This window comes from Peribacillus sp. P4_B1, assembly GCF_056402395.1.
Genome location: NZ_JBFUHM010000003.1, coordinates 150,490 through 176,263 on the forward strand (window position 1 = coordinate 150,490; position 25,774 = coordinate 176,263).

The 25,774-nt window shown below is 41.2% G+C and carries 28 protein-coding genes; 2 read left to right on the forward strand and 26 right to left on the reverse strand.

Annotation, left to right across the window (positions count from 1 at the left end; translation table 11 throughout):
• Positions 1-79 precede the first annotated feature (79 nt).
• The 5 genes from AC1DVK_RS03045 to ssb all read right to left on the reverse strand — a co-directional run bounded on the left by AC1DVK_RS03045 (position 80) and on the right by ssb (position 4,660).
• The gene (locus tag AC1DVK_RS03045; RefSeq protein ID WP_477625797.1) at positions 80-1,696 is read right to left on the reverse strand and encodes an ABC transporter substrate-binding protein; all 1,617 of its coding nucleotides are present in this window, start codon (positions 1,694-1,696) and stop codon (positions 80-82) included.
• Positions 1,697-1,742: 46 nt separating this feature from the next.
• Positions 1,743-2,711: an ABC transporter ATP-binding protein gene (locus AC1DVK_RS03050; protein ID WP_477625798.1), complete on the reverse strand. Its 969-nt coding sequence runs from the start codon at positions 2,709-2,711 to the stop codon at positions 1,743-1,745.
• Complete coding sequence (locus AC1DVK_RS03055; RefSeq protein WP_176431815.1) at positions 2,692-3,696, reverse strand: ABC transporter ATP-binding protein; 1,005 nt, start codon at positions 3,694-3,696, stop codon at positions 2,692-2,694. Before AC1DVK_RS03055 ends, AC1DVK_RS03050 begins: the two co-directional genes overlap by 20 nt.
• Positions 3,697-3,935: 239 nt before the next feature.
• A complete protein-coding gene (locus AC1DVK_RS03060; protein WP_477625799.1) occupies positions 3,936-4,205 on the reverse strand; it encodes a hypothetical protein in 270 nt (89 codons plus the stop codon).
• Between the two features lie 92 nt (positions 4,206-4,297).
• Entirely contained in the window at positions 4,298-4,660 is a 363-nt protein-coding gene (gene ssb, locus AC1DVK_RS03065) for a single-stranded DNA-binding protein (RefSeq protein WP_061465657.1), read from the reverse strand.
• A gap of 369 nt (positions 4,661-5,029) precedes the next feature.
• Here ssb and AC1DVK_RS03070 point away from each other — a divergent pair, with 369 nt between their 5' ends.
• Entirely contained in the window at positions 5,030-5,464 is a 435-nt protein-coding gene (locus AC1DVK_RS03070) for a YwpF family protein (protein WP_410860604.1), read from the forward strand.
• A gap of 108 nt (positions 5,465-5,572) precedes the next feature.
• On the opposite strand, the gene AC1DVK_RS03075 is transcribed toward AC1DVK_RS03070, so the two are convergent.
• The 8 genes from AC1DVK_RS03075 to AC1DVK_RS03110 form a co-directional block, all read right to left on the reverse strand.
• Positions 5,573-5,842, reverse strand: coding sequence for a hypothetical protein (locus AC1DVK_RS03075; RefSeq protein ID WP_477625800.1), 270 nt, complete (start codon positions 5,840-5,842; stop codon positions 5,573-5,575).
• 300 nt (positions 5,843-6,142) lie between these two features.
• Positions 6,143-6,571 (reverse strand): 3-hydroxyacyl-ACP dehydratase FabZ, encoded by a 429-nt coding sequence (gene fabZ / locus AC1DVK_RS03080; protein WP_061465660.1) that lies wholly within the window; start codon positions 6,569-6,571, stop codon positions 6,143-6,145.
• Between the two features lie 121 nt (positions 6,572-6,692).
• Entirely contained in the window at positions 6,693-6,947 is a 255-nt protein-coding gene (locus tag AC1DVK_RS03085; protein ID WP_061466309.1) for a DNA-directed RNA polymerase subunit beta, read from the reverse strand.
• 161 nt (positions 6,948-7,108) lie between these two features.
• The gene (locus tag AC1DVK_RS03090) at positions 7,109-7,957 is read right to left on the reverse strand and encodes a flagellar hook-basal body protein (protein WP_477625801.1); all 849 of its coding nucleotides are present in this window, start codon (positions 7,955-7,957) and stop codon (positions 7,109-7,111) included.
• Positions 7,958-8,012: 55 nt separating this feature from the next.
• Positions 8,013-8,852 (reverse strand): flagellar hook-basal body protein, encoded by an 840-nt coding sequence (locus AC1DVK_RS03095; protein ID WP_477625802.1) that lies wholly within the window; start codon positions 8,850-8,852, stop codon positions 8,013-8,015.
• 278 nt (positions 8,853-9,130) lie between these two features.
• The gene (mreB, locus tag AC1DVK_RS03100) at positions 9,131-10,132 is read right to left on the reverse strand and encodes a rod shape-determining protein (RefSeq protein WP_057911932.1); all 1,002 of its coding nucleotides are present in this window, start codon (positions 10,130-10,132) and stop codon (positions 9,131-9,133) included.
• Between the two features lie 308 nt (positions 10,133-10,440).
• Positions 10,441-10,713: a sporulation transcriptional regulator SpoIIID gene (gene spoIIID, locus AC1DVK_RS03105; RefSeq protein WP_034315767.1), complete on the reverse strand. Its 273-nt coding sequence runs from the start codon at positions 10,711-10,713 to the stop codon at positions 10,441-10,443.
• 436 nt (positions 10,714-11,149) lie between these two features.
• A complete protein-coding gene (locus AC1DVK_RS03110) occupies positions 11,150-12,127 on the reverse strand; it encodes a peptidoglycan DD-metalloendopeptidase family protein (protein ID WP_477625803.1) in 978 nt (325 codons plus the stop codon).
• A gap of 152 nt (positions 12,128-12,279) precedes the next feature.
• Between AC1DVK_RS03110 and AC1DVK_RS03115 the strand changes: the two genes are divergently transcribed.
• A complete protein-coding gene (locus AC1DVK_RS03115; RefSeq protein WP_477625804.1) occupies positions 12,280-12,705 on the forward strand; it encodes a VanZ family protein in 426 nt (141 codons plus the stop codon).
• Between the two features lie 20 nt (positions 12,706-12,725).
• Here the strand turns inward: AC1DVK_RS03115 and spoIID are convergent, their stop codons facing one another.
• From spoIID to AC1DVK_RS03180, 13 genes are all read right to left on the reverse strand, one after another.
• A complete protein-coding gene (spoIID, locus tag AC1DVK_RS03120; RefSeq protein WP_477625805.1) occupies positions 12,726-13,763 on the reverse strand; it encodes a stage II sporulation protein D in 1,038 nt (345 codons plus the stop codon).
• 205 nt (positions 13,764-13,968) lie between these two features.
• Positions 13,969-15,270 (reverse strand): UDP-N-acetylglucosamine 1-carboxyvinyltransferase, encoded by a 1,302-nt coding sequence (gene murA / locus AC1DVK_RS03125; RefSeq protein WP_477625806.1) that lies wholly within the window; start codon positions 15,268-15,270, stop codon positions 13,969-13,971.
• A 32-nt stretch (positions 15,271-15,302) separates the two neighbouring features.
• Positions 15,303-16,052, reverse strand: a complete 750-nt coding sequence (locus AC1DVK_RS03130; RefSeq protein ID WP_477625807.1) for a YwmB family TATA-box binding protein — start codon at positions 16,050-16,052, stop codon at positions 15,303-15,305.
• Positions 16,053-16,211: 159 nt separating this feature from the next.
• Positions 16,212-16,454, reverse strand: a complete 243-nt coding sequence (locus AC1DVK_RS03135; RefSeq protein WP_477625808.1) for a DUF1146 family protein — start codon at positions 16,452-16,454, stop codon at positions 16,212-16,214.
• Between the two features lie 149 nt (positions 16,455-16,603).
• Positions 16,604-18,130: an NADH-quinone oxidoreductase subunit NuoN gene (gene nuoN / locus AC1DVK_RS03140; protein WP_477625809.1), complete on the reverse strand. Its 1,527-nt coding sequence runs from the start codon at positions 18,128-18,130 to the stop codon at positions 16,604-16,606.
• 3 nt (positions 18,131-18,133) lie between these two features.
• On the reverse strand, positions 18,134-19,657 hold the full coding sequence (locus AC1DVK_RS03145; protein ID WP_477625810.1) for a complex I subunit 4 family protein: 1,524 nt from the start codon (positions 19,655-19,657) through the stop codon (positions 18,134-18,136).
• Entirely contained in the window at positions 19,654-21,525 is a 1,872-nt protein-coding gene (gene nuoL / locus AC1DVK_RS03150) for an NADH-quinone oxidoreductase subunit L (protein WP_477625811.1), read from the reverse strand. Before nuoL ends, AC1DVK_RS03145 begins: the two co-directional genes overlap by 4 nt.
• A 34-nt stretch (positions 21,526-21,559) precedes the next feature.
• The gene (gene nuoK / locus AC1DVK_RS03155) at positions 21,560-21,874 is read right to left on the reverse strand and encodes an NADH-quinone oxidoreductase subunit NuoK (RefSeq protein ID WP_061465679.1); all 315 of its coding nucleotides are present in this window, start codon (positions 21,872-21,874) and stop codon (positions 21,560-21,562) included.
• Entirely contained in the window at positions 21,871-22,389 is a 519-nt protein-coding gene (locus AC1DVK_RS03160) for an NADH-quinone oxidoreductase subunit J (RefSeq protein ID WP_477625812.1), read from the reverse strand. Before AC1DVK_RS03160 ends, nuoK begins: the two co-directional genes overlap by 4 nt.
• Complete coding sequence (gene nuoI / locus AC1DVK_RS03165; RefSeq protein WP_061465683.1) at positions 22,386-22,805, reverse strand: NADH-quinone oxidoreductase subunit NuoI; 420 nt, start codon at positions 22,803-22,805, stop codon at positions 22,386-22,388. Before nuoI ends, AC1DVK_RS03160 begins: the two co-directional genes overlap by 4 nt.
• Positions 22,806-22,838: 33 nt before the next feature.
• Positions 22,839-23,846 carry an NADH-quinone oxidoreductase subunit NuoH gene (gene nuoH / locus AC1DVK_RS03170; RefSeq protein WP_061465685.1) on the reverse strand — a complete coding sequence of 336 codons (1,008 nt, stop codon included), beginning with the start codon at positions 23,844-23,846 and terminating at the stop codon, positions 22,839-22,841.
• The gene (locus AC1DVK_RS03175; RefSeq protein WP_410860614.1) at positions 23,847-24,944 is read right to left on the reverse strand and encodes an NADH-quinone oxidoreductase subunit D; all 1,098 of its coding nucleotides are present in this window, start codon (positions 24,942-24,944) and stop codon (positions 23,847-23,849) included.
• Positions 24,945-24,949: 5 nt separating this feature from the next.
• Positions 24,950-25,774: NADH-quinone oxidoreductase subunit C (locus tag AC1DVK_RS03180; RefSeq protein ID WP_477625813.1), on the reverse strand; the 825-nt coding region annotated here is incomplete at its 5' end.

Genomic DNA, 25,774 nt, shown 5'->3' on the forward strand with positions numbered 1-25,774 from the left:
GCGCCCTCGATCATTTTGAAATGCATTCCATAACAAAACCGGGCAGCATGCATAAATCCATACTCCCCGATTCGTACGGTTAATTCTCTATAGACACGTTAACTAAAGATTGAGAACCGGTTGGATGCGGAACGAATCCTTTTATTGTCTTAGTTCCAGCAAGTTGTGGTAAAGAGTGTACAAGTGGAACCCATGGTGCTTCTTCATGAATGATTTCCTGAGCTTTTCCGTATAACTCATTACGCTTGGCTTCATCAGCAGTGGACTGAGCTTCGATCAATAGCTTATGGACTTCCTCGTTTGCATAACGGGCATAGTTGTTGGAGCCGATATTATCTTTATCCAATAATGTGTAAAGAAAGTTATCCGCATCTCCATTATCGCCTGTCCAGCCTAGCATGAAAGATTGAGCTTCACCAGCCTGCACTTTCTCTAAGTATGCAGCCCATTCATACGAAACGATATTTGCTTCAATGCCTACTTGTTTTAAGCTTGCCTGAATGGCTTCAGCCACTTTTTGACCATCTGGCATATATGGACGTGGTACCGGCATTGCCCAAAGGTCCATTTTGAACCCATCTTCTAGTCCAGCCTTTTTAAGTAATTCCTTAGCTTTTTCTACATCGTAGTCATAGTCTTCAATGTTGTCATTGTAGCCAGAAACAGATGGCGGCATTGGATTCTTGGCAGGCTCTGCTGTGCCTTCGTAAAAGTTATCAATGATTTCTTTTTTGTTAATTAGGTGAGAGATGGCTTGGCGTACTTCCTTTTTGTCGAATGGTGCTTTTTCAACATTGAATGCAAAGTAGCCGACATTCATGGATGGACGTTCGAATATTTGTAGTTTGTCATCCCCTGTTACTTTGCTTATATCACTTGGATTTAACCCGTCCATTAGATCAACTTCACCTTTGATTACAGCATTTAAACGAGCGGAGTTATCTTTAATGACTTTAAACGTGATTCCATCAAGCTTTGGCAGTCCATCTTGCCAATAATCATCATTTTTCACCACTTCAATCGTATCGCCTGGTTTCCATGATTTGAATTTGAATGGACCTGTTCCAGAAGGATTCTTACCGAAATTGTCTGCATCTTTTTCAAAGCCAGTTGGACTTGCTATGGCAAATGTAGGCATCGCAATGTTTTTCAAGAATGGTGCCTGCGGACGATTTAACGTGAATTCCACCGTATTATCATCAATGGCTTTTACCTCTTTGATAACATGACCTTCATCACCTTCAAAGCCGCCAAACATAGAGGCATAGTATGCAAATTTAGCTTCATCCTTACTTTGTGCCCAGCGCTGAAAGTTTTTAACAACTGCTTCTGCATTGAAATCCGAGCCATCATGGAACTTGATGCCGGTTTTCAATTTGAATGTATATGTCTTTGCGTCATCTGAAACTTTCCATGATTCTGCAAGACCTGGCTTTATTTCCGTATTATCTTCCCCGTATTTTACAAGTGTTTCAAAAACCTGCTGTGTGACGATAAATGATTCACCATCCGTTACTATAGCGGGATCTAGTGAAACTGCATCGCCGCCTTTACCGTAAATCAATACGCCCCCTTTTGCTTCATGTGATCCCCCTTTATCATCATCTTTCTCTTTTGATGTAGACGAGGAGCATCCTGCAAGTGCAAGTGAGAGTGCCAGGATTGTAGTCAACAATAAAGCCAATGTCTTCTTCATATTCTTCCCCCTTTATTTTTTTAAAAATTTATGTGTACGTTAAATGTCAATTGTATAAATGACAAGCAACGTAGTGACCGGGTTTATGCTCATGCAAGTCGGGTTTTACTGATTTGCACTCTGCCATGGCCTGCGGGCATCTCGTATGGAAGGGACAACCGCTTGGCGGGTTAGATGGGCTTGGAACATCACCCTGCAGGATTACCCTATCCCCTTTGTATTCCACATCCGGGATGGGCACGGCTGATAGTAAAGCCTGCGTATATGGATGAAGCGGATCTTCATAAAGTCCTTCACTTTCCGTCAATTCAACGATATGTCCAAGATACATGACACCGACACGGTCGGAGATATGCCTCACCACTCCAAGATCATGGGCAATGAAAAGGTAAGTCAAATCAAAATCTTCCTGCAAATCCTGCAGGAGGTTCAAAACCTGGGCCTGAATCGACACATCCAGTGCAGATACCGGCTCATCGGCAATGATCAGCTTTGGGTTTACCGCAAGTGCCCTGGCGATGCCAATGCGCTGCCGCTGGCCCCCACTGAATTGATGCGGATACCTTTTAGCATGGTAACTGCTTAAGCCAACAACCTTAAGAAGTTCCTGCACACGTGTCTTACGCGCCTTTTTATCTTTAACCCCATGTACGATGAGCGGTTCCTCCAATATTTTTTCAATAGTATGCCTGGGATTGAGGGAAGCGAATGGGTCCTGGAAGACCATCTGCATTTCACGGCGCATCTTCCTCATTTCACGGGAAGATAAAGCCGTCAGGTCCTTTCCTTCGAAATAAACATTCCCTTCACTCGGCTCAAGCAATCGAAGCAATAATCTTCCCGTCGTCGACTTTCCGCAACCGCTTTCACCGACAAGTCCTAAGGTTTCCCCTTTATAAATGGAAAAAGACAAACCATCAACTGCCTTGACCTCTCCGATGGTCTTTCCGAGAACCCCTCCTTTGATTGGAAAATGCTTCTTTAGGTTTTCTACCTTAACCAATGTTTGATTCATGCAAGGCAGCTCCTTTCCCATCTTCATACAGCCAGCAGCGAACATGCCTGCCCTCATCAAATTTCAATAGAGACGGGGTCTCATTTATACATTGCTCCATGGCATGGGAGCATCGGGGGGCAAACTGGCACCCGAGGTTGCTTGTCCCAGGTTTTGGCACATTGCCCGGTATCGAGTAAAGGCGATCTTTCTTTATTCGCATATCGGGAATCGACTGAAGTAAACCGACCGTATAAGGATGTTTAGGGTTTTGGAAAATCGTTTGCACATTTCCTTCCTCTATCACCTTGCCGGCATACATGACAATGACACGTTCACACATTTGCGCCACAACGCCAAGATCATGGGTAATCATCATGATTGCCGTGTCTGTTTCTTTATTTAAATTCTTCATTAACTCTAGGATTTGTGCCTGGATCGTCACATCCAAAGCCGTTGTCGGTTCATCGGCTATAAGGAGTTTCGGCTCGCAAATCATGGCCATTGCTATCATGACCCTTTGTCTCATTCCACCCGAAAGCTGATGCGGATATTCTTTGAGCAATTCCTCGGCACGGCCAAGCCCAACCAGCTTCAACATTTCCACCGCTCTATGTCGGGCCTGTTTTTTGTTCCATTTTTTATGTATCCGAAGCGTCTCAACCAACTGCTCTCCAATAGTGAACACAGGATTCAAGCTTGTCATCGGTTCCTGAAATATCATCGCTATGTCATTCCCGCGAATCTTTCTCATTTTCGCTTCAGAGGCATTTGCGATATTCTCCCCTTTAAAGAGGATTTCTCCCTCCACCTTACCAGCAGGTGAAGAAACCAGACCCATGATGGATAAAGAAGTTACGCTTTTTCCGCATCCTGATTCTCCTACAATCCCTAAAACTTCACCAGGATTGACGTGAAAATCGATTGAATTTACGACAGGAATCACCCCATCGTCAGTACGAAAGCTGGTTCGCAGCCCATTCACCTTAATAATTGGTTCATCCATCAAATCACTTCCTATATATAACTTTTTTCCCATTACATTATTTGGTTTATTATTGCATCAAAATTAAAATTTTACAATATATTTTCTAAAAATTCTAATTTAACAGAATATTTTTTTTATTTTTTATACACTCACATTTTGGCATAAAAAAAGACTGCTTATTTGCAGTCTAAGAAAGAGGGGAATCAGAAAACTTGATTCCAAATGAGGGTAAATCGGAGTTTCCAGCGAGGAAAAAGCTATATTTGCTTTGGGGAAGTAAGGGATGAAAATGAACTAATACTACAGTCAAGCTTTACGGGAGTTTTTTCGTCATCGGAATATTTTATGCTTTGTTCAAGTGCTGAAATTCGTTGCATTAATTTTTCATTATGTTCGTATAAATACTTGTTTTGTGTTTTCAGTTGTGTAAGCATCAAATTAATCTGTACTAATTCATATTCATTATTCGAAGTTTTCACATGGGTCTTCGCCACATGACGGATCAAATCACTTATGAGTTCTTCCATACGCTTTTTCTCATGCATTGTCTAAAAGCGAGCTTGCTCCTGCCCGGGGGCAAGCTTTATATCCTTTACTCATGCTCGACCTCCACGTAAGACTATAAGCCAATATGTTCAAAATCCTTGGGTTTAATATCGTTTTGTTTAGATGCGATGAATTGAACCCTCTCGGCGACCACTTCAGTAACATATACATTTTTACCCTCTTGATTTTCGTATCTCCTTGTCTGTATTCTGCCTGTGATACCGATTAAGGCACCCTTTTTACAGTACTGAGCAGTATTTTCAGCAGACCTTTTCCATATGATGCACTGTACAAAGTCCGCCTCATATTCACCAACAGTATTACGGAAGTTCCGGTTGACTGCTAACGTTATATTGGAAACAGCCTTGCCGTCTGGTGTGTATCTTAATTCGGGATCCTTCGTAAGCCTGCCGACGAGGGTAACTTGGTTAATCATTTTTTCACTCCTTCCTCTTTAATATGCTTTTATCATACTCGTTCTACCTTCGAATAAAAAATGAAGGAAATGGCATTATTCCACCCTTTTCCTTCTTAAAAAACCGTTTGAATTGATGTAAAATCAATTTTTTTCGATTAAAATTAAGTAATAAACGCATTGTTAACAAAATTTAATATTTTGCAAATTTTTATTCTATCCTGCATAATTTAGACAATTGCTGGGTTTTCATTTCATTAAGGGACTATCTTTTAGTATGATATAATTACCTTTAAAAGGATTAATCGACATGAACCATTCCAGATAAAATAAAATTCACGTTTAAGAAGGGGCTTTTATCACTCTTCTGGCTAGAAATGGAGGAATTAGATGAAATCATTTAAATTAATTTCGTTGCAAATTGTTACTGAGAATTTACAATTGATTGATATTGTATTAACAGATGGACTAATAATAAATAAAGAAAACGATGCTAGAACATGGTTACTGGAAGCCTTTGTAGAAGAAAAGCATTTCAAAGAGCTTGAACCCTCACTCCCCAATATAGACGGAGAGGTTTATATCCAGGCCGTCATTACCAAAAAGGACAATGAACCGGCATTGTTTCACACTGTTTTACGCACCATAAGAAAAGTAGGCAACCATTATAGCCTATTATTCCTTGGTCACATCCAAAAAACGCGTAGCAAATATGCTGAACTTCTTCTTGAAGATTTAGTCCAAAAAGGTCTCGCCGGCGATGAATTAATAAATGAGTTCAAGGAAAAAATCCGTTCAAAGCCTAAATTAGCTACGAATAAATAATCCCCCCCTTTATTTCCCTAATCGAATATACACAAAAAAGACTGACTTAGACGAATAAGGATGATAATCCTCTTCTTAACTAAGCCAGTCTTTTTCAATCTGTGCTAATTACTTATTGTCGTCGTGTTTCTTGTCAATCAAGTCATTTCCATCATTATTGTCATTGTCATTATCAATCACATCATTATTATCATCATTCAAGTGGTTATTATCCGTGCCGTTGTTATCCTTTACACCATTTTTATTCTTATCTATGATGTTGTTATTATCTTCTGGTGCGGGTTTGTTGTCATTATCCTTATCATTCGTTCCACATCCAGCAAGGAACATAATAGATAATAAAGATCCCCCAATTAGTGCAAAAATTCTTTTCTTCATTTTTGGCAACCTCCTTTCCTTCTTTATCATTAGTTATTTTGTCCGAATGAGAAAATAACTTGCGTCCTATTTTTAATTTTAAAAAGGAAATACACTTACCTCATATTTATTGGAATTTAATCATTAAAAAATGCCGGACATATAAAAATGTCCGGCATTCAAAGGGAGAATGGAAAGGGTCTAATTAAAAAAGCCCATGCAGTACTCTTTAATATATACACCGCTGCACGATTCCTTAAACCACTTTTAAAAATATAGTCATATTAGTCCATTTTCTTTCCCCGAAAATGAATGCACTTCTTATTTGTCACCAAAGGCAAACATGATTTCGGCTTCACATGCTACTTCTCCGTCTACCGTTGCCACTGCTTTCCCTTTACCCATTGAGCCTCTCATACGCACTATTTCCACTTCCAGGCGCAGTTGATCACCTGGTTTTACTTGCTTTTTAAAGCGGCAATTATCAATTCCAGCAAAAAATGCAAGCCGTCCTTTATATTCTTCTTGTTTCAAAACCGCTACAGCGCCAACTTGCGCTAAAGCCTCTACAATTAAAACACCAGGCATAACTGGGTAATCCGGAAAATGACCATTAAAGAATTCTTCATTAGCTGAGACATTCTTCAAACCTACCGCTCTTTTCCCTTCATCTATTTCTATGATCCGGTCCACTAATAAGAATGGGTAACGATGCGGAATAATTTCCTTTATTTGTGTGATATCAAGCATTTTTGTTCCTCCTATGATTTAAATATTTCTAACATAACGTTAACTCGCCCCTGCCATAAAGACAGAGGCGTAGTTGCTATGTAATATAAATCCGTTAACGACAGCAACTACCTCAATGGAACTACGCATCCTTGTTCACTATATCAATAATATGGGTCCATGTGGATTTTTGGAAAACATCCATTGCATGTCCTCCACCGATCACACTGTATCCTATAAGTGCCCCGGATAACACAGCAATGAAAATCAATCCGATAACAATGAGTAAACGAAGCCAAATTGGCAAAAGACGGACCTTGATTCTACGATTCGGTTTCGTCTCAACTTCCTTTATCTCTTCTTCAATTTGTTGTCTCATTACACGATTTTGTTCCATATAGAATGTGAAAGCTCCTTTTTCTAAGAAAACTCGCCGACTTGATTCCCCCCATACTCCAGAAAATAGGCAGCTATGGACAAACGATTCTCTTTGATATGAATTCATTATAACCGATTTGCTATAATTCCGCAGGGAGACATTTTATTTTCCCCGATAACTTAACGGATTCCATTGATTAATCCGCTCATTTGATCAGCCATCGTTACAGCCCGGGATTGAAATTGATAAGACCGCTGAACATTGATAAGATCCGTCATTTCTTTGGAAAGATCGACATTTGAGGACTCCAGAGTTCCTTGACGGATAGCTATTTGGTTGCGGGAATCCCCTGTTAATGCGGTCATGATATCGTCATCAGTTACACCCAATTCATTGATGTTTTCGGGAAGGCCAAGTAAATTTCCGCCTAGCCGCTCAAGAAATTGCGGCTTCTTTATCGAGACGATGCCAAGCCCAAAACTCTTTTTTCCGTATTCTTCCGTATCGACCGTCAAAAAACCATTTTTCGAAATCCTAATGTCTCTAACATTTCCGTCAATAAGGATCGGGTCACCATTTTCATCAAGCACCTGATGTCCAGCAGAGGTAACGAGCACCATTTGGTCCTGATCATTCGCATTTGGAGATAAATAAAAGGCGCCATCCCTTGTAAGCCTTGTATTAACCCCTTTACCGTCCTGAACGCTTACGGTGAAGAATTGGTCTTCACTAGTGAATGCAGCATCAAGATTACGGTCCGTAGTCTTTAAGGACCCCTGTGAAAGCACCAATTGAGACTGGCTTATCTTAGCACCTGTTCCCTGCCTTATGCCAGGTGTGGTCAGCCTTCCTTTTTCCTTGGTCTCACTCGGTTGATTATTGAAACTCTGTGTCAGTAAGTCATTGAAGCTCGTTTGGGTCTTTTTGTAGGCAGTCGAGTCCACATTAGAGATATTATTACTTATTTGATCGATTTTACTTTGAAGCTGGTTCAGCGTATTTGTCGCTGTCATCATGGTACGATTCATGTATATTCCCCTTACATGTCCAAATTTCCAAAGGCGGTTTTCTGCTAATGTTCAATTAAAGCCTGCCAACTTCATTGACCGCTTTATCCAAACTTTTATCATAGGCTTGGAGAACCTTCTGACTCGCTTCAAAAGAGCGGTATGCCGACATCATTTCTGTCATCGTTCTCGATTGGTCGACATTAGAGCCTTCAAGGAACCCTTGCTTAGTAGAAAAACCGACCCCTTCAGACGTGTATGCGCTAGGTAACTTCCCATCATTCACAGCCTTATAAAGGCCTTCCCCATCCTTAATGAGCTTTGATGATGGATCATCTGAATAACCGATGCCGAGACGTGCCGTTTGAACATTCCCTTCTAAAATAACACCGTTTTCCGTTACGGTGAACTGATCGCTATCAAGCTGGATTCGATTATTATTTTCATTCAATACATAATGACCGGCAGGTGTAGTCAGATAACCTTGTCCATCTAGAGTGAAACTGCCGTTGCGCGTATAACGGATGCCACCATCACCATCCTGAACAGTAAAAAACACCGACCCTCGCAGACCGGTTTCTTCATTGATCGGAAGGTTTTCATCGGCCAAGGAAATATCTGTATTAAGCTCGGTTTCCTCCAATGTACCCTGGGTAAATAAAGGATTTGCCTCCTGTACGTAAACCCCAGTACTGAGCCCCCCGACCTGGGATAATTCAGGCAAATTCAATTTATTCTCCGCAGGAACCGTTTTGCCTTCTATGTTGCTGATAAGCATTTCCGGAAAAGACCTTACACTCATTTGATCTGCTTTATACCCTGTTGTATTCGCATTGGACATATTGTTTGTGAGCAATTCTGTGCGCCTTTGCTGTGTAAGCATCCCGGAAGCAGCTGTATAAAAACCTCTTAACATCCTCTTCACTCCTCATTCTACATAACTTATCCCGTTCAATTTCTCATATTTATCTTATCGGTCATGAACGTCAGTATCTTAAGGAAAGGACTAGCATTAGGCAGAAGAATTTATATGTATCGTAAGCTAGGTCAGATTTAAAGGAATTGTGTTAAATTCTCGACTAAAAGAAGAGGGCCTATTGCTCATCAGTACTAGAACTGCACGCACTTTCACTATGCCTCATGTTTGTCTGAACCTTAGACCCCTATCTTATGATGCAGATTTCCATCCGCTTTTTAGTTGAATTTGTGCCGTGGCAATTTATCCATATTATCAAGCATGATTCCAGTTCCAATTGCTACACAATCCATCGGGTGTTCGGCAACGAGTACTGGGACCTTAAGCTCTTCAGCGAGGAGTAAATCAATCCCGTGAAGCAACGCTCCCCCGCCTGTTAAAATGACGCCGCGATCGATGATATCAGCAGAAAGTTCAGGCGGTGTCCGCTCAAGTACGCTTTTTGCAGCTTGTACAATGATTGAAACCTGCTCACGAAGAGCTTCCTCAATTTCTTCCGAATTGACCGAAATGGTTCTAGGTAATCCTGATACCATATCTCGTCCACGAATATCGATGACTTCATTACGGGAACCAGGGAAGACTGTTGCAACCTGAATTTTAATGTTTTCCGCTGTACGTTCACCAATCAGAAGCTTATACTTCCGCTTGATATAATGTAAAATTTCATTATCGAATTTGTCACCGGCCATTTTAATGGAAGAAGATGTAACGATATCCCCCATTGAAAGGACGGCAATATCCGTTGTACCCCCGCCAATGTCCACGACCATATTGCCGCTTGGTTGAAAAATATCCATGCCGGCACCGATTGCAGCCACTTTTGGTTCTTCTTCAAGGAATACTTTCTTCCCTCCGCTTTTTTCAGCAGCTTCTTTAATCGCCTTTTGTTCGACACTTGTTATGTTCGTCGGGCAGCAGATCAAAATTCTAGGCTTTGAAAGGAAGCCTTTCACATTCAATGTATTGATAAAATGCTTAAGCATCGATTCTGTTACATCAAAATCCGCAATGACCCCGTCTTTTAATGGACGAATTGCGATGATGTTTCCTGGAGTACGGCCTACCATTTTACGAGCTTCTTCCCCGACAGCAAGAACACGGTTCGTATTCTTATCAATCGCTACTACCGAAGGCTCATTTAACACAATTCCTTTACCTTTGACATGTATAAGAACATTGGCTGTTCCAAGATCTATCCCAATATCTCTAGCAAACATTTCTTAAATCCTCCTTGAATATCCTCACATATAACCTACTTCTGTCCTAATTGTTTATTTTACCATATTGCATTGGCACAAGTAAGTATGAATTATAAATAAACACTAATACTTACTATTTTTACCTCTTTTTCCAATATGTAAAAAATTACGATGCCTTATGTACTATCTTCGGTCTTTCCCCACAAAAAAATTCCGGCAAGGAACCGCAGTCAAGGTTAAGAAAAAAGCTGACACTATTCCATGTCTCTTTATTCATCCCCTGATTGCTGGATTCGCTTCCAAATGCCGGAATGATATCACAAAGATTATTTGACGATTTCTTCTTCTCTTTCCGATCGTTTATATTTTAACTTTGTCGCTTCTCCACCTCGAAGGTGACGAATGGATTTGTGATAATCCAATATATCCTTCACTTCGTTAGCCAAATCAGGATTAATTTCTGGCAGCCTCTCAGTTAAGTCTTTATGAACTGTGCTTTTAGAGACTCCGAACTCTTTTGCAATGACGCGGACTGTTTTTCTAGTTTCCACGATATACTTTCCTATCTTGATAGTTCTTTCTTTGATGTAATCGTGCACACCACTCGACCTCCCCAAATTGGATGTGAGAAGTGTGAAATGAGATTCGTATTTTTCGAATCGAATACCGCTGCCCTATAAACAATGAAAGATAGAATTATTCACCTATTAGATAATTTGTAATAAACGATTCCTCACCTCAAACACTCTCTTTGCATGGTTTATAACATCTTATTAGCTTGGTTAAGAATATATGCCTAATGGGACAGGAGGTTTGGATTTATTTCTGATTTTCAACTGTTTATTTTCCTTAAGAACAAATTATTTCCCGAGAAATTTGTCGGAAATTCAAATGTTTCAGCATATCGGCCAATATTTCCTCGAAAGAAAAAAAGGAAGCCGTTCAAAATGAACGGCTTCCTTTTACCAAATTTTCAGTTGTTGTCATTCGTAACGCTCAAGGTTTTTTGTTTTGATATTATTAAAAATCTTGATCTTAATTAGATTGTTTTAATGAATCTTTTAAGGAATCGCTTTCCTCAGTTGTATCTTCACCTGGGACAGAGCCTTCTTCATCTGTGCCACTATCTAAATCAGTGCTCTCGTCAGTTTCGTCAACGGCAGGCGATTCATCCGTGCCAGTTTCAGATTCTTCGATTGCAGGTGATTCTTTCTTATCCGTTTTAGATCCTTCGACTGCAGGTGCTTCTTCTTTATCAGTTTCAGTTTCGTCAACCGCAGGTGTTTCTTCTTTTTTAGCTGAATCGTCAAGTTCGCTGCCTTCAGCTTCAGTTGCCGATTGAATGGCAGAAGCTTGTTTATCGACAAAATCAAGTGGATTTAACGCAATGTTATCTTTTCTGATTTCGAAGTGGACATGCACGCCCGCCTCTTCGTTGATTTGGCTTTTTCCAGCTGTAGCAATTGCTTGCCCTTGTTTCACTTTGTCACCGACTGCAACTTTAATGTCTTTAACAGATTGATAACGAGTAACTACACCATCTTCATGCTGTACTTCAACCAAATTTCCAAGTAACGCATCGTCTTGGACTTTCGATACATTTCCACTTAGTGAAGCTTTTACATCGAAAGATTTTCCATCTTTCATTGCAATGTCTATACCTTTGTTTTGCTCATATCTATTGTTGTAGAATACCAACGCTTCTTCTTGTGCCTTTTCATCCGCATTCACATCATAAAACTGTTTCTTAATAACCGTTTTGTCTGCATCGGCTACAGGCATCTTGATTGTCTCAAGATTACTATTAACCTCGACAGAAGGCTGATCATAGTTTTTTCCTGTTTCAGCTGATTCCTCTTTGCCATCCTTAGCTGAATCATTAAAACTATTTTGTAATAAGAAGGCCGCGGCTAAGATTATGGCTGCACTTGCGATATAGATTGCTGATAATGCCCAACGTTGTTTTAGTATACGTCGGATTGTGGAAGTTGGTTTCTTTTCTTCCTCTCTCATATTAATCACCTCAGCAATCATTCTGAACATTTTGGTAAGATTATATACATTCAGATAAAAAAATTTTTAGATTTATTTTGTGGAAATGAAACCGATTTTATTCGTAGAATGGTAAAATGTTTGGTATCTAACTATTGAAGGGTGTTTAATTCATGAAAAAAGCCTTTAAAATCGTGTTAACGTTATCGCCTTTTCTATATATGATTGCCATTTGGATAATGTCGAGCAACCCCGATGATATGATTCTTGATCTTCCATCATCCTCAATTGACCGATTTATCAAAGAGGCACTTCATTTAGTCGAATTTGCCCTTTTGTATATATTATTGGTTTCTGCTCTTGCTGCAAACCAAAAACTGAAACCTGGATTAAGCTTGTTGGCGGCCATAGCAGCATGCTTTTACGGAGTTATAGATGAATATCACCAATCATTCATCCCATACCGCTCCGCTACCTTAATAGATGTCATTAAAGATATCATTGGAGTAGCTGCTGTGTATTTTCATGTCCAATATCATTATTTCAAGCATGAACGGGGCTTTTTGACCATTATAGAAAAAATAAGCACAAAAAAATGAGAGATGGGATTCCCCATCTCTCATTTTTTTGCCGTCATCGTATTCAGCCACTTACTTGAAGACTGAACTTTAACGCCTTTATAATAATATTTTACGATGTCTACATAGGTTTTCCCTTCCCTGGCCATTCCATTAGCACCGTATTGGCTCATTCCAACTCCGTGCCCAGATCCTTTTGTCGTGATGACAATCTGGTTGCCTTGACGCTCCCAGTTAAAATCGGATGATGTCAGACCCAGCTTTTCACGGATCTGTTTTCCTGTCATTTTCTTTCCTCCGATTTTCACCACACCTACGCGATTGCCTGATGTTCTTTCAATGACAGTTCCTATTGTTGTTCCCGCTGATAGACTTACACCCAGTTTGCTTTCAAAATCTGCAGTGTTCACAACAACTTTATTATAAAACTTTGGTGATTCCTGTTTATCCCAAGGACTGGATACGCTTTTTAAATAGGGGAAATCCGCTTGCCAATAATCCTCGGAATTCTCAGTGTAGCCATTGCTGGTCGAAAAAAAAGTCGCAGTAATCGGTTTTCCTTCATAGGTTAGAATTTGACTCGCTGTTTCCTTTATTGCTTTGTTAATTTTCTTCATCTTCCATTTATAATCAGAGCCCCACTGTTTTTTCAGCTCATCATTATTCTTATAAACTTGGTGCATGACCGTATCGCTTACATCGGCACCATCAGGCAAGCCTAATCGACTTTCGCTTAGGAGCTGATTGACAATGTAGGTTCTCGCTGTCAATGCTTGTGCCTTAAGTGCTTCTTCCTCGAAATCCGCTGGCATTTCAGCCGCTACTACACCAGCTAAATACGTTTCAATCGGCAGTTTTTCAATCTTTCTTGCAGATGTACGGTAAACAGCAACTTCAACGGAACTCATTTCATTTGCACTTACCTCTTTACCTTCATTCTTCACTTTTTTTTCTAATTGTTCGGCTAACTCTCCACTTGTCTTATCATTTGAAAATGGAAGCACAAGCACTGCTGGAATCATGATAATTACGAATGCTACTGCTATGAATAGTACAATCATCGGTTTGATTGCTTTCAAATTCCTGAGCCTCCCTACACTTGTTTTCTCTGCCGTAAATCACTATCCGGCAGGTATCTTTACATAACAAATGTATGTCGAAGGACAAGCTTTTATGAATAGAAAAACGACAACCATTTAGCTAGAGGCCATGAATGCCTGATACAAGACAAAAAAAACCATTCACGTTGCAATGACTCGAACGTGAATGGTTTTATAAGCTATCTTATGCGTTTAAATCGGCAATTTTTTTTGTTTCTGCAGGTACATCTTCGTTAATACGTTCCACATCGGCACCTAGAGAAGCCAATTTACCATGGAAATTCACGTATCCTCTGTCAAGATGCTTTAATTCTGTAACACGAGTAATGCCATCTGCAACCAATCCAGTCAGGATGAGCGCTGCCGCGGCACGTAAATCTGTTGCAGCTACTTCAGCACCTTGTATGTTAGTTGGTCCATTAACGATAACAGAACGACCTTCAATTTTAATATTGGCATTCATGCGACGGAATTCCTCAACATGCATAAAACGGTTTTCGAAAACGGTCTCCGTAATCATACTTGTTCCTTCAGCACGCAATAATAATGCCATCATTTGCGATTGCATATCAGTCGGGAAACCAGGATGCGGCATTGTTTTGATATCAATGGCCTTCAAGGTTTTTGGACCGATAACGCGTAATCCATCTTCTTCTTCAAGAATTTCAACACCCATTTCTTCCATTTTAGCAATAAGGGAAGTAAGGTGTTCAGGTACAGCGCCTCGAACAAGAACATTGCCGCCAGTAAGAGCAGCAGCCGTCATAAATGTACCGGCTTCGATACGGTCAGGTATAATCGCATGTTCAGTGCCATATAATTTATCGACACCCTCGATTCTCATCGTACCAGTTCCAGCACCTCTGACTTTGGCACCCATTTTATTAAGGAAATTCGCAAGATCTACAATTTCAGGCTCTTTGGCCACATTTTCAAGAACAGTTATACCTTCTGCAAGTGTTGCTGCCATCATGATGTTTTCAGTAGCACCCACACTTGGGAAGTCAAGATACACTCTTGCACCCTTAAGTCTGCCTTCTACCTCGGCATCAATGAAACCATTGCCGACCTTCACTTTTGCTCCCATCGCTTCAAAGCCCTTTAAATGCTGGTCGATAGGACGTGATCCGATGGCACAGCCACCAGGAAGAGCAACGCGGGCCCGGCCATTCCTTGCTAGTAATGAGCCCATCACTAAAACGGAAGCTCTCATTTTTCGTACATATTCAAATGGTGCTTCTTCTAATAACTCTCTTGATGCATCTACAGTTACTTGATTGTCATGAAAGGCAACATCTGCATTTAAGTTGCGCAATACTTCATTGATTGTATATACATCGGAGAGCGTAGGAACATCTTTAATGATACTTTTCCCATCACTTGCTAATAATGTTGCAGCGATAACTGGCAAAACGGCGTTTTTAGCACCTTCTACTTTAACTGTCCCGCTAAGCCTTTTTCCGCCGCGGACGATGATTTTTTCCAAAAGTATTCCCCTCCGCGTCCATTTTCTCTATATTAATATTCAAACGTTATGATTGGTGTGCCAACTACAAAGTTCGTTCGGTCACCCAATCCTTCTGTCCGTAGCCCAAACTGCAAATTTAATTTTTCTTTTGTCAAAGGTTGTTTAAACAATGTTGAATGTGCAGATATAGATGTAAAGTTTGTTTCATGCACACTCTCAATTTCCCTTGCTTGGAACATATCTAACAGGTCTTCAGTTTTAGCGTTTAAAACCGAATCCATATTATCATTGATAGACCCTTTAATACAAGAAAAAATTGAAGGAGTCCCTATAAATAGTTCATCCACCCTGTTCTGGAACGCAGTTGTAAAAAATGCCGAATTAGCTTTTTCCCACTCTTTTCCCTTCACTTCGTAAATGACATAGGTAACTTTATCAAATTTCTCTTCCGTTGTCATTATTTTGATGGACTCGGTTAGACCTGAATCGACATTGTAAGTTAACGCCTCAGCCTTCCAGCCGGAAGCATCATCTTTCCGGTGCCATTGAAATTGAGGGTATTTTCGTTTTAAAGCCGTAACTTCTCTTTCAAACTCTTGTTTAGTTGTAATCTCTTTATTTATTTCTCTAGCGAGTACAGACCAATCCCCTATGTCCAAATCCTTATCCTTTTGTAACAGTCCCACCAATTTAACTATATCTGGTTTACTTTCTGCCACAATCGTACTATTCCCAATTAAAATCACCATCAAACCAAGAAATACTATGTATGTTAACATTTTTTTGTTTAAATTATACATGTTAAATCCCTCCCCTTTTATCATTCTTTCCATAAGGAGAGAGATCATACTTCGAGTTTTCCGACAATTGGTGACACCTTCCACCTGACAAATGGCAGGAAGCAAAAGCGAATACAAGAGTAGAATCATATTTTGCTATAAGAAGAGCCTTACAGCTTATCAGTCATCACTAAACATATACGGGAGTTGGTTTGCAAATCCCAGGTAGTCAAGGAAGAAATTACTCACAACTGAACCGATGGCAACCGTTAATAAAATATATAAAACCCTGGCCTTGATGACCGAATTGGATCTTAAGATTTTATCAAAGTGTAATGCCTGTAAAGCCCACCAGGTAACTGCAATGAAAAACAAGTGTGCAATTATTCCTGTTAAAGYCTGCTGTCCCATTGCTGAAAACATGTACATACCTCCTAAAAGACACCCGTCTTCTATTCTAACACAAAACCCCTTCGTATTTGGAATATAAAAGGAAGAATTGCAAAATTTCTTTTTAAAACTGTAAATAGAGGCTTGATCCAATGGAGCAAGCCTCTGATACAGGCATTATATCATTTACTCGAAATAAAGTCTGTAAATTCACCGAATTGATCATGAATAAAATCTAAGGCAATATTTGGCGCCACCCCGAAAAGTATGGTGCCTATTACGCAAATGATCAACACGGCGGATAGACCCGAACGAATTTTAATGACCTTCCCTGAATGAATGGGCCGGAAAAAGACTTGAACCAATAATCCGAAATAATACACATAGGACACAACAGTACCGGCAATCATGATTCCCGCAAGGACAAAATGTCCAGGTTCCGTAATGAATGTTCCAAGGAATATATTGAGTTTGCCAATGAATCCTGTCGTCCCGGGAATTCCTGCAAGCGATAGGATAAATACAGTAAATCCTATGGCAAGAAACGGTGATTTCCTCCCAAGTCCTGCAAGAATGCTAATGTCTTCTGATCCACTTTGGCTGGCGAGCAGCTGAATGACTGCAAATGCACCGATATTCATTAATACATAAGCCATTAGGTAAAACCAGACTGTATCGATCAGGAAATATCCCCCGCCCAATGTAGCCACCGCTACAAGGAGGTAACCCGCATGGGCAATGCTTGAATAAGCGAACAATCGTTTTAGATTTTGCTGCCTTAACGCAACCACATTTCCAATGATGATCGTCAGACCTGCCAATGAAGCTATATAGATATTATTTTTTTCCAAAAAGTCGAGTGCTCCGAAGGTATCGCCGGAAGCTGTTAGGAACAACGAAAGAAAAATGCGCAGGATGATGACGAAACCCGCTATTTTCGAAATTACACTTAAGAAGGCTACAACTGGTGTCGGTGCCCCCTCATATATATCAGGTGCCCACATATGAAATGGGGCAGCAGCTATCTTGAAGGATAAACCGACAAATACCATGAAGAAAGCGAGGCCCATAATATATTGCAGCTGACCATCCGTCATCGCAGCCATCGTCCGGCTCATCTCGCCTAGATTGACAGAACCAGTCACTCCATATAAATAGCTCATCCCGAATAAAGTGATCGCCGTGGAAATACCTCCGTTTATCACATACTTCATGGACGCTTCGTTAGACTTCCGATCATGTTTACGCATTCCGACTAATATATAGGATGAAAGTGAAAGAAGTTCCAATCCAACGAACAGTGTTATCAAATCCCCGCTTGAGGACATGACCATCGCTCCAAGCAAAGCGGTCAGGAACAGATAATAAAATTCCCCCCGATGCTCTCGCAGCCCCTCTTGCGGTTCATAGCCTTCAGCCAGAAGGATGATTAGGCCCGCCCCGAATAATAGGAGCAGCTTAAATGCTTTTGCAAAAGAATCTAAACGAAACGTATCGGATAAGATACTGACTGTCTCAAAGGATAGTAAGCTAATCAGTGACAAACATGCCAAAATGATTCCGGTTAGCGCGAGCCATGCCAGTTTTCTCCGATTAAAGTGCTTCGGCCAGAATAAATCCAATATCGAAAGGATCATGGCCGTTCCAAGGATGATGAATTCCGGCATCATCGCTCCCCAATCATAAGAAAGCATCGTGTTCCACTCCATCCTTCATCGCCCCCCTAGAGCTAGCATCATGGCTTTAATCGTTCCTTGAAGAGGCCCGCCTAACAAATTTGGGTATACCCCAACGGATATTATCAAACCGAGAAGAACCGTTGCTGGTACAAGCTCCCAGCCTCTAAGGTCCCGTTTCTCTTTCTCTACCAAGCTATCATTTTTCCCGAAAGTCATCAACATGACCGCCCTCAGTATATAGACAGCGGTTAATACCAGCCCGATCACCCCAATTGCTGCAAGCAATGGCTGACTCTTGAACAAGCCAAGAAATACCATGAATTCGCTGATGAAGCCCGACATGCCAGGCAAACCGAGTGAGGCCAGCCCGCATGCTAACATGAAGCCTGAAAAAATCGGCATCGACTTGGCCAATCCCCCAAGCTTAGGAAGCATGGTGGTTCCCGTCCGCTCATACAACACAGCCACCAAGAAAAATAACAAAGCAGCAATAAGACCATGTGAGATGACTTGAAAAATTGCTCCCTGAATGCCCGCTTCATTCAAGGCTCCCAGCCCCATCATGACGATTCCCATATGTGAGATTGACGAGTATGCTAAAACAAGTTTAAAATCCGTTTGTACCAATGCTAAAAATGCACCATATAAAAAACTGAGGACCCCAAATAGGACAACGGTAAAGGCCAAGCTTTTATATTGTTCAGGAAATATCCCCATTCCAAACCGGATGATTCCATATGCCCCTATTTTCAATAGTACACCTGCATGAATCATCACTATGGATGGAGGTGCTTCTGCATGGACGCGCACCATCCAGCTGTGAAAGGGAAATACGGGCAACTTTATCGCAAATGCAACGAGAAAGGCCAGACATAAACCAAACTTCATCGAACCGGATATTGGTGCAAAAAGCGAAACACCGCCCATTGTCATAATCTGTGTCAAAGCCGCAATATTGGTCGTACCTGTCCTGGCAAACAAAATCAAAATGGCCACCAATAAAACCGCCGAACCAATGCCATTATAAATCAGAAAACTATAAGACGCTTTCTCCCTCTCCAGAAAGCCCCATCTACCAATTAAAAAGAAAGCGGGAATCAGCGTCATTTCAAAAAATATGAAAAAAAGGATCAAATTTTCTGCCGTGAAGACACCAAGCATCCCAATCTCCAAGATTAAAAATAACAAATAATAACCTTTCCATCCTTTTTTTATATAAATGGATGCGATTGCGGCCAGTGAAGAAATGATTGTCGTCAGTAATATGAAGATAAGACTTAATCCATCCAGCCCCAACTCAAAGTCAACCGTGAAGAGCTTGGGATCATACATCTCCAAATTCCCAAATCTTATCCAATTCAACTTAATGTCAAATAAGGATAGGGCCACACCCGAATAATATTGGCTACATAGAAAGAACGATAGGAAAAGGGGAGGCAGTGTTCCGAAAAATCCAAATTGTTTAATCGTCCTTTCCTCTTTTTTCGGCATAAGGGCAACCATCACTATGCCCAGCAGAGGTGAAAACACTAAAAGCGAGAGCAAATAGACATTCATCTTAGATACCCCCCAGTTACTGCAAAAATCACCAACAGTACCGCAAGTCCCAGAAAGGCTATCATTCCATATTGCTGTACCTGTCCCGTTTGCAGTTTAGACCCTATTTTCCCCAATCCTTCTATTGAACTTGTAACAGTGGATACCAAGCCACCGACAATGAACCTTTCGAAATAAGATAGGAATATACTGAAGCCTTTGATTACATGGCCTACAGTGAAGTGATAAATCTCATCAATATAATACTTATTTTCCAAAATTCTATATAATTCGGAGTTTTCCTTAACAAGCCAGCCTGGATGTAACCTCTTTTTAGCGTAAATCGTATAAGCAAGGAATATCCCGGCCAGCGATACAAGAACGGCCATGAACATTATCCAAACAGGTCCCTCACTATGGCTGGCGCCTAGAAGATTTTCATTTCCCTCCACGAGCCACTCTCCCAGGAAATCTCCAAACCAAGGTGTTTGGATATATCCACTGATTACAGCAAGCAATCCCAATACGAGCATGGGAAGTAGCATGATGGAAGGTGATTCCTTGACCTGTTTTACTTGACTGCGTGAATCTCCTGCAAAGATCATGAAAAACAGCCGGAACATATAAAACGCAGTTAAAAAGGAGGTAATAGCCGCCAGTCCAAACAAAACATAATTTCCGTTCTCCCAGGCTGCCATTAGAATTTCATCTTTACTGAAGAAACCCGAGAGCAAGGGGAATCCTGATATTGCCAAAGTGCCAGTCAAGAACAGCGGCCCAGTCCAATTCAATTTACCCCATAATCCGCCCATCTTTTCCAAATCCTGTGTATGTATAGCATGAATAACACTGCCTGCTGCCAAAAACAGCAATGCTTTAAAAAAGGCATGGGTCATTAAATGAAACACTCCCGCCACATATCCAGCAGTACCCAAAGCAAGCATCATAAAACCAAGCTGAGAGATTGTCGAATAGGCCAATACGCGCTTAACATCCTTTTGCACTATAGCAATGCTTGCGGCAAAGATGGCTGTAAATCCACCTGTTATTGCTACGACCTGCATCGCAGCAAAACTAGCCAGGAATAACGGAAACATGGTCGCCACCAGATAAACCCCTGCAGCAACCATAGTTGCTGCGTGAATCAATGCGGAAACCGGAGTCGGTCCCTCCATTGCATCCGGAAGCCATGTGTGCAGTGGAAATTGTCCCGACTTCCCAACTGCACCGATAAAAATCAAAATAGCGATCAAGGTCAACCTTCCATTTGATATAACGTCCGATTGAACGGCTTGAAAGATCTCCCCATATTCAAAGCTGCCTGTTTCCCAGAATAGTAGAATAATACCGATTAAGAGCCCTACATCCCCAATCCTTGTCATGATGAATGCCTTCTTTGCTGCATTCTTAGCTTCCTCTTTATAAAAGTAAAACCCAATAAGCAGGAAAGACCCCACCCCGACCAATTCCCAAAAGAAATATAGTTGTAATAAATTAGGTGCCATGACAAGCCCAAGCATGGCAAAGGTGAAGAAGCCCAGGTAAGCATAAAAAATGGAGAATCGCACTTCACCCTTCATATACCCCTTCGAATATATCTGAACAAGCAGGCTGACAAGGGAAACGATCACAAGCATCAAGGCATTAAGCTGATTGATTTCAAATCCCGCTGTAAGTTGCGTCCTTCCGAAGGAAAGCCAATCAATCGATATTTTATAAGTAGGTTCTTTAAACCGTTCTATCAAGGCAAGCAAAGATAAAACAAACGAAGCCAAAGTACATATAATTCCTATATGAGCCCCTCGTTCCCTCAACCGCCCACCTGATAGAAGCAGAACCAGAAACGTGACGAGTGGAAAGATCGGTATGAGCCAAGCGTTCTCCATCATCGTATCAAATCCCCTTCTTCATTTATATAAACCTTCAATGCTTCATGATATCCATTTCATCGACATTGACCGTCTTCCGGTTGCGATAAAGGGACATTAAAATAGCGAGCCCTACAGCTGCCTCGGCTGCAGCGATTGTAATCGTGAATAATGAAAACACTTGACCCGTAATGGATGGCGTTACCCCGAATTTACTGAAGGCAATTAAGTTAATATTCGCAGCGTTCAGCATCAGTTCGATTGAAATCAATACAATGACCGCATTTCTTTTCGTCAAAGCGCCATATAGCCCTATACAAAATAAAACGAGTGCCAATACAAGATAGGCCGACAAGGGAACTCCCGTCATGATTGATCTCCCTCCTCATCATCCTTTTTAGCCAATACGATGGCGCCGACTAAAGCAACAAGCAGGAGTACCGACATTACTTCAAATGGAATCACATATTTTGAAAAAAGTTCGATTCCTATTTGTTTTGTATTTTCCTCATGCAAGGCGGTAGGCTGTACAGATATATCCAGATTATAAATCCCTAGATAAACCGCCACGGCAAATCCAGCAATCGCTGCCAGCAAGGAGAATTTCCCCCAACCCCCTTTTGCGGGTTCATCACTTTCTTGGTGTTTCGTGAGCATAATTCCAAATAACATCACGATCGTAATTGCCCCGGAATATATAAGGATTTGGACAATGGCGACGAACTCGGCCGAAAGTACCATATATATGCCAGCAATGCTCAAGAAAGTAAAAACGAGTGCAATTACCATGTGCACTACTTTAGTTAAGGTAATTAGCAGTACCCCGCCTAAAATGGCGACGAGTGCCAAACCAAAAAAGGCAATTAATTCACCGGACAAACTCATACTTTATTCACCTTCCGGATATTCTCATCATTTTCATCCAGCCACTCCAGATTTTTAAATAAATGTTCACGGCTATACTCCGCCAGCTCAAATTGATTCGTCATCACGATTGCTTCTGTAGGGCAGACCTCCGTACATAAATCACACAAAATGCAAATTTCGAAATTAATGTCATACGTATCAATGATTTTACCTTTTTTCGACTGGTCCGGATGTTTTTTACCAGTTAATTGAATACAATCGGTTGGACAAATCGTCACGCATTGATTACATACAATACACTTTTCAGGATAAAATTTTTGGATTCCTCGGAATCGGTCAGGGAGCGGCAGCGGCTCATTCGGGTAGTCATAGGTCACTTTTTTCCTCGTCAAGTTCTTTAATGTATAGGTCAAACCTTTTGCTAAACCAAGCATATAAATCCCTCGCTTTCTGACCAGCTCAAGTTTTTAAAAAAGTTTAATTAATTCTTTTATAATTGCCGTCAAAAATATATTTGCTAATGCAACCGGAAGCAGCACTTTCCATCCGAATTCCATCAATTGATCTGCCCTTATACGAGGAAAAGTTACACGGATCCAGACCAATACATAGAAAACAGCACTAAACTTCAGACCGAACCAGATGGCTGCCGGAATAAAATCCAAAAACGGAATAGAATTCCATCCCCCTAAAAATAATACAGTGGTTAGTGTAGCCATTGCAAACATATACACATATTCGGATAACATAAAGAAGGCCCAGCGAAATCCAGAGTATTCAACATGATAGCCTGCAACAAGCTCGGACTCCGCTTCCGGAAGGTCAAAAGGAACCCTGTTCAGCTCGGCAACCGATGCAATAAAAAACACGATGAACGCAAGCGGCTGAAGAAAAATGAACCAAACCTTCTCCTGGGCTGCGACTATTTCATTCAAATTTAAACTACCTGTTAAGAGGACTATTCCCACTAGCGACATCACCAACGGAATCTCATAAGATATCATTTGAGCGGCTGCCCTCATTCCGCCAATCAAAGAATATTTATTATTGGATGCCCAACCTGCAGTGACGATGCCGATTGTCGATATGCCGGAAATGGCGATATAATAAAGCAGTCCGACACCTATATCAGCAAATTGGAAGGCATCGGTGAACGGCAAGGTGGCCAGGACCATGAAAGCCGGAGCAAAAGCAATCACTGGAGCTAATATATATAGCGGCTTATCGGCTTTTTTTGGTATAGTATCTTCCTTGATCAGAAGTTTCAAAACATCTGCAACGGTCTGCAAGAGCCCCCATTTACCCCCAATTTGGTTGGGGCCGACACGCAGCTGCATGAACCCCATGATTTTCCGCTCTGATAGGATTCCATATGTTACAAACCCTAATACAACAAATAACAGCAGGACTGCCAAACCAAAAAATATGCCAAAATTCAGTAGGCTTGGAGTGGAGTGGAGCAAATCCTTGATCATTTATCCATCCACCTCCCCTAAAACGATATCGATAGCCCCTAATATCGTTATCAAGTTCGCCATATTTTCCCCTTCCAATAATTTCGGAAGAATTTGCAGATTATAAAATGAAGGTCTTCGAAATTTCAAACGATATGGCTCCTTTTTGCCTTCACTCGCGATATAACAGCCGATTTCCCCTCTTGGTGATTCAATCCGGACAAACGCTTCACCCTTAGGAACCTTTATTATTTTCGGGACCTTAGCAAGGACCGGCCCTTCTGGAAATTGCTCAACCGCCTGCTCGATGATTTTCAGTGATTCTTCGATTTCTTCCATTCTACAGTGATAGCGTGAAAAAGCATCACCCTCTTCCCGTGTAGGAACATCAAAGGTGAACCTGTCGTAAATGGAATATGGTTCATTCTTTCGCAAATCCCATTTCACACCCGTACACCTTAAGTTAGCACCGCTAAGTGAATACTGCAGCGCTTCTTCTTTCGTATAGATGCCCACCCCTTTAACTCGATTCACAAAGATTTCATTCCCTGTTACAAGCTCATGGTAACCGATAAGCTGCTCCCTCATATAAGGTACAAACTCGGCCACCTTCACAATCCAGTCGTCAGGAGCATCCCATTTCACACCTCCAACACGCATATAATTGAATGTGAGTCGTGCCCCTGACAATTCAGTCAATAAGTTAACGATCATTTCACGTTCTCGAAAAGCGTATAAGAAAGGGCTCGTCGCACCTATATCAAGCAGGTATGTACCCCACCAGACAAGGTGGCTTGCAACTCTGCCCAATTCCATCGCGATAACACGCAAATATTCTGCCCTTTCGGGGATATCCACTCCCATCATTGTTTCAACAGCATGGCAAAGTACATAATTATTTGTCATTGCGGCTAGATAATCGAGCCGGTCGGTATATGGAATTATTTGTGTATATTGCAGTTTTTCTGCTAGTTTCTCCGTACCTCGATGCAAATACCCAATGACCGGGGTGGCCTCTTTTATAATTTCACCGTCAATCTTGATGACAAGCCTAAAAACACCATGTGTACTCGGATGCTGCGGCCCGACATTGAGAAGCATTTCTTCCGTCCTTAACATTGGGCTTACACCTCCACATCATAAGGCTGATAATCTTTTCTAAGGGGATACCCTTTCCAATCATCACCAAGTAAAATTCGCTTTAAATCAGGGTGTTCCTGAAAATTAATACCTAATAAATCATACGCCTCACATTCCGGCCAATTTGCTCCTGACCATAATGGAACCAATGATGGAATAATGGGAGAATCCCTATCTAGCTTCACCTTTAAGGCAACCGATTGGTTCATATTGAATGAATGTAAATGCACATAGATTTCCATATGGGATTCAAAATCCGTACCATGAAGCTCCGATAAATACGAAAAGTTAAGCTGCTCAGCATTTCGCAGAAATTTTGCTATTGAGAAATATGTATCCGGATTAGCCACTAAAGTGGGTACATCTTTTGATAGTCTATTAATATAGTGGTCTATTAATGCCTCTTGTCCTACATGCCTTTCAATAGCATGAACAATTCGATCAAGTTTAGCCTGATTTGGGGAAGGTTCATCTGGGGTGTTATCTTCCGTGCTTTCCTTTACAGTGGTCCTGGTCTTCGCAGCAGCAGCGGCTTTCGCTTTGGCAGCTGCAATAGCCTTTGCCTTCGCATTTTCAAAATCATCATCATCATTATCCCTTGATTCCTTTTTCCGAGCCAATGCTGCAGCCTTCGCCTTGGCCGCTGCCGCCGCCTTTTGCTTCGCTATATCCGTTTCGACTTCCGGCTTTTCTGCACTTTCAGCYTTCGCCTTTTTCCGAGCCAATGCTGCAGCCTTCGCCTTGGCCGCTGCCGCCGCCTTTTGCTTCGCTATATCCGTTTCGACTTCCGGCTTTTCTGCACTTTCAGC